The organism is Nostoc cf. edaphicum LEGE 07299 (assembly GCF_015207245.1).
In the GTDB taxonomy this organism is placed as follows: domain Bacteria; phylum Cyanobacteriota; class Cyanobacteriia; order Cyanobacteriales; family Nostocaceae; genus Nostoc; species Nostoc edaphicum_B.
This window is the reverse complement of sequence record NZ_JADEXF010000332.1, coordinates 1-5,273: the sequence shown is the minus strand read 5'-3', so window position 1 is coordinate 5,273 and position 5,273 is coordinate 1. Positions and strand designations below refer to the sequence as shown.

Annotated in this window: 3 protein-coding genes; 1 reads left to right on the top strand and 2 read right to left on the bottom strand. The window is 40.7% G+C overall.

Annotated elements, in window-relative coordinates; genetic code table 11:
* The coding region (locus IQ229_RS11855; RefSeq protein ID WP_194043915.1) for a CHASE2 domain-containing protein at positions 1–1,761 on the top strand (1,761 nt) is incomplete at its 5' end.
* A gap of 49 nt (positions 1,762–1,810) precedes the next feature.
* Here the strand turns inward: IQ229_RS11855 and IQ229_RS11850 are convergent.
* Together IQ229_RS11850 and IQ229_RS11845 are read right to left on the bottom strand one after the other, a co-directional pair.
* Positions 1,811–3,313: an HlyD family efflux transporter periplasmic adaptor subunit gene (locus tag IQ229_RS11850; protein ID WP_194043914.1), complete on the bottom strand. Its 1,503-nt coding sequence runs from the start codon at positions 3,311–3,313 to the stop codon at positions 1,811–1,813.
* 38 nt (positions 3,314–3,351) lie between these two features.
* The coding region (locus tag IQ229_RS11845) for a peptidase domain-containing ABC transporter (RefSeq protein WP_194043913.1) at positions 3,352–5,273 on the bottom strand (1,922 nt) is incomplete at its 5' end.

Below are 5,273 nucleotides of genomic sequence, written 5' to 3'. Positions count from 1 at the left end.
CGGCAAACACTTGACGAGCATCTATGGAATCATGATTGGGATATTCTATTTTTTGCCGGACATAGCATTAGTCTTACTGACGGAGAGATTGGGGAGATTTGCATCAATCAAACAGAAATTTTAACAATTTCGCAGTTAAAAAATGGACTTAAGGCAGCAATTAAACGCGGTTTGAAACTGGCAATTTTTAATTCTTGTGACGGAATTGGTTTAGGACGAAATTTAACGGATTTAAACATTCCCCAAATGATTGTAATGCGGGAAGGAGTGCCAGATTTAATAGCACAGGAATTTTTAAAAAACTTTCTTACTGCCTTTGCAGATAACAAACCATTTTACTTGGCTGTGCGAGAAGCACGAGAAAGACTTCAAGGACTGGAAAATGAATTTCCTTGTGCTAGTTGGTTGCCAGTTATCTATCAAAATCCCACAACTGTTCCTACAACGTGGCAAGAACTGTGCGGTAATTTTGCTGATACTAAATTTGTAGGTGAAGTTTCGACAAAAGGCAAAATTGCAACACTAAAATTCAAACTTTGGACTGTACTAATTAGTACTTTGATTGTGGCTATTTCAACATTAGGTTTGAGATACTTGGGAATCTTTGAGAAAATCGAACTGCAAAGTTTCGATCAAATGCTACGGTTGCGACCTCAAGAAGAGCCAGATCCAAGGTTAATAATTGTAGAAATTACTGAAAAAAATATTCAATCACGACAAGAGATGACCAAAGGACTGAAATCCATTTCGGATAGTACGTTAGCTAAATTGCTTAACAAAATACAAAAGTCTCAACCGCGAGTTATTGGACTGGATATTTATAGAGACTTGGCCGATCCTCCAAAGAAATCAAATCCAATACAACTTCCGACTGAACTTAATAAAGATAATGTTGTTGTTGTCTGCAAAAGCCGCGATCGTAAATATGACCCACAAGGTGTTAAACCTCCGAAAGACGTACCTGTAGAACGTCAGGGTTTTACTGATGCAATTCAAGACCCAGATGGTATCGTCCGTCGCCAAATTTTGATGATGGCACAAGAGCCTTCTTCAACTTGTACAACGCCTTATTCGCTCTCGTTGCAATTAGTTACTCGTTACTTATCTTATGAAAATATTAAACCTAAATTTAATGAAGATTATGTACAGTTTGGCTCTAAAGTATTTAAACGCTTAAAATTTAGTCGCAGTGGTGCTTATCAACAAGGAGTTGATTTAGGCGGAAATCAAATACTTATCAATTACCGTAATACAGATTATCAGAGAGTTTCTCTTGATGAGGTATTGAGTGATAAATTCGATCGTAAATCAATGAAAGATAAGGTAGTGATCGTTGGCGTGACAGCTAATACAGTCAGCGATACTTGGTCAACTCTCTACAGTACTGCACAGCAAGATTACCAAGAAATACCAGGGATATTTATACAAGCACAAATGGTTAGCCAAGTTTTGAGTGCAGTTTTAGACCAACGTCCAATTCTTTGGGTTTTGCCTTACTGGGGTGATATTCTCTGGATATGCGGTTGGTCTGTAGTTGGGAGTCTGATTATTTGGCGGGTGCGATCGCTCTCACATCAGAGATGCGCCATCTTTGTAACAGTTGTTATATTATATGGAGTTTGTGCGATCGCTCTTTTAAAACAAGGGTTATGGTTGCCATTTATTCCTTCTGCCTTTGCCGTGGTTGCAAGCGGTGTTGTTGTAGTGTTGATTCAACGCCGTCAGGAAGTTTTCCCGATTTCACAACCCTTAGTTGAATAAGATTTTCCTTTATCACTGAAAAATAACGTCAATTTGGCGATTGACGATCTCAAAAATCCGTCATTAATTTTGCTTTGCGGAGCACAAATTGCAGTACAGTTTCTTCGCGGGTAATAATATCAACTCTGCCATCCATACCCAATTGAATTTGACATTTCTTTGTACTGCGACCTAAAGCAAGTTTCTCTGGTTCAATTGTGACTTCGTAAAAAGCACCTACAGCAGTTGCTTTTGGGGTAGAGTTCGTATCAGCATCAGCATCGTTTTTTTGCGACCTAACAGCATCCGGGGAAATCGCTTTGACAACGCCATTAAGAGTACCATAATCAGGATAAGGACAAGCACTAACTCGCATTTGCACCTTTTGACCGACTTTTATCTTACCTTTTTCCTCAGAACCGACAGCTGCTTTGATAACTAAAGGTGCATGACTAGGAACAATTTGGACAACTTCCTCCCCAGCCCGGAGAGTTTGACCGGGGTTTCTCAAATTTAGCTTGGAAATAATCCCGTCTGCTGTAGCGGTAATAGTAGTTTGCTTCAGGTCAATTTCAGCTTGCTTGAATTCGCTAGTATCGCGCTCTAATTGTTTTTCCGTTTCAATTTTCTGTTTGAGAAGTACTTGAAGTTCTCTTTCTAAGGATGCTTTATTCACTTCCCCAGAGGCTTTTTCTTGAGCAATGCGTTCAGTCGCCATTGCTACCTCTGCATTGCTGGGATTGAGAGCTGCTTGAGCGCGATCGCGTTTAGCAATAGCCGCTAAAACAGCTTGTTTTAACCGCTCATTTGTTTTTTCTTGGGCTTTATAAGTTGCTTTTTGTGCCTGTACAGCTTGTTCCTGCTGTTTCACAGCCAGCTGTACTTCTTCTAGTTGGTCGCGGGATAATGCCCCTTGTTTAGCGGCACTTTCATATCGGTTCTGCTTTGATCTCGCTGCTCCTAAAGCCGCCTCAGTCGCGTGGAGATTAGCTAATGCTGATTGTAACTGTGCTTGCCCTGCATATAATTCTTCTTGGGCCATTTTGATGTTGGCTTCTGCTTCTTGAAGTTCAGTGATACTGGTAATTTTTTTGTCTTGATGATCGCGATCGCGTCCCTGCAATTCCGCTTTAGCAGAGGCGATAGTCCGATTAGTGCGATCGCTTTCAGCTCGAATTTGACTATTTATTGCATTTATTTGCGGAACAGTTTGAATTAGTTGTAACCTAGCTTGTTGAATATTGGTTTGCAACTGGTTTTTTTTAGTTTGCAGTCGAGAATCATCAATAGTGGCAATTTTATCTCCTTTTTGCAGCGTTTGATTTTCTTTGACGTAAATCTGCATTACCTGTCCTTCTGTCGCCGCCTGTACAATTGGCAATTCACCCGCAGGACGAATAACCGCTTGCCCTTTGACCGTAACTTTATATTTAACCACCGCAGCCACAGGAATAGCTAACGCCAAGGCAAACACGATAAATAGTCCGCCAAATGTAGTCCAACGATTAATTGGTGGGAGAAACTCGTTGTCTTGAACTAAGGGTAAAAAATTTGTTTGAGGGTTACTAATCATAAGTGCTGAGTAGATATAAAATACCCAATAACCATTAACTAATTACGAAGAACTAAAGAAGATTTAAACCCATTATTAGAAGGAGAAACCTCATCAATAAAGCTTAAATGCTCTCCAGGAATATGACGTAATTCTTCTGGAGTTCCTTGATTTTTTATATGTCCATTTTCAAGCAAAACAATCCAATCAGCCCGTTTGATAACTTGAGGGCGGTGGCTAATCATAATTGTAGTTTTGCCTTGACGGTGAGCAAGTAATCTATCCAAAACTTGGGTTTCACTTACTGGATCAAGAGCGCCTGTAGATTCATCTAGAATTAATATAGGTGGGTCAGTCACAATTGCTCTAGCTATAGCTAATCTCTGCCTTTGTCCGCCAGAAAGATTTGCACCAAATTCGCCTAAAACAGTTTGATATTTATCGGGTAATTTACTAATAAATTCATCTGCACCAGCAATTTGACAAGCTTTGACTATCTCTTCAAAACTAATGTTGGGATAACTGAAGTGAAAATTTTCCACAATCGAACGACTCCAAAAATGAGGTTCTTGAGGAACTAATACTACTTGCTGTCGCAAACATTCTAAAGATAAGTCTTGCTGGTTGTATATGCCATAACGAATGTTACCAGATTGGACTTGATATAAGCCAGTAATTAATTTGCCAAGGGAACTTTTACCACAGCCAGATTGACCGATTAAGGCTATTACTTGACCACCAGGGATAGTTAAAGAAAAATTTTCTAAAAGGTCAGTTCTACCAGCATGATGAAAGTTAACTTGAGAACAAGTAATATCTGCGTTCCCAGGAATTTCTGCCCAAGGTTTTTTAAAGTCATTTTCATCTTCTGGGGTAGAATCTATCACTTCTGTCAAGCGTTGAACGACAATTTGAGCAGTGATAAATTGATCGATTAGCCCGACTACTGACGCTAAAAACCCAAGAAAGCTGCCACTCATACCACTGTACGCCAGCAGTTGACCGATGGATAATGTCTGATTAATCACCAAGCTAGAACCTAACCAGAGTATGCCAATACTCGTCAATTTGGAAAGAATACTCGTGACTGTGCTGCTGTAAAGTCCCAACTTCATCGTAGTCCAGCCTAAGTTTGCAATGCGACCAAAATTTGTCTGATACTCTTGCCAAGCTTGCGGAGTCGCTTGGGTGGTTTTGAGAACTTGAACACCGCGAAAGGTTTCAACTAAAAAGCCCTGATTTTCCGTACCTTTAACGATGAGGCTGCGGGTTTTCTGGCGTAAGGCGGGAAGAAAAAGCAGGTTGACTCCTGTGACAATGATAAAAGCGGCGACGGAAGCGAGAGTAAGTTCCCAACTATAGAAAAGCATGAAACCCAAGGAAACCAGAGCCACAAAAAATTGACTGGGTAAACCAAGAACGATTTGAGAAACTAGATTATTGATAGTATGAACATCAGCAATCCGACTAACGACTTCTCCACTGCGACGTGCTTCAAAATATGATAGGGGTAAGCGCAACAGTTTTCTGCCGTATTCTAGAATTAGCCCGTATTGCAACCGTTGACCAAAATGACCAATCAGGTGAGATTGTACCAAACCAATGGCATTTTGAATTAGGTTCATGGCAATGACGCCAATTGCCACTGTTGTTAGCAGTTGGGTATCTCCCCGCACTAGCACGTCATCGGTGAGGAGTTGCATCATTAAAGGGGAAGCCAGGGACAATAGCCCGATCGCAAAGTTAATGGCGATCGCCTGAATCAGAAGGTTACGATAGGGTAATATCCGGGCAATGAAGCGTCCAAAACCGCCTATTTTATCTTCTGATTGCTCATAGAAGCGGCTGTCATCTGGCATCAACAGCAGCATTACACCATCACTCCAACCCGCCATTAACTCTTTTAAGCTGAGATAACGGATACCAAATGCGGGGTCAGAGATCGCATATTTTTTCCCTTTTAGCCCGTATAGTACTACCC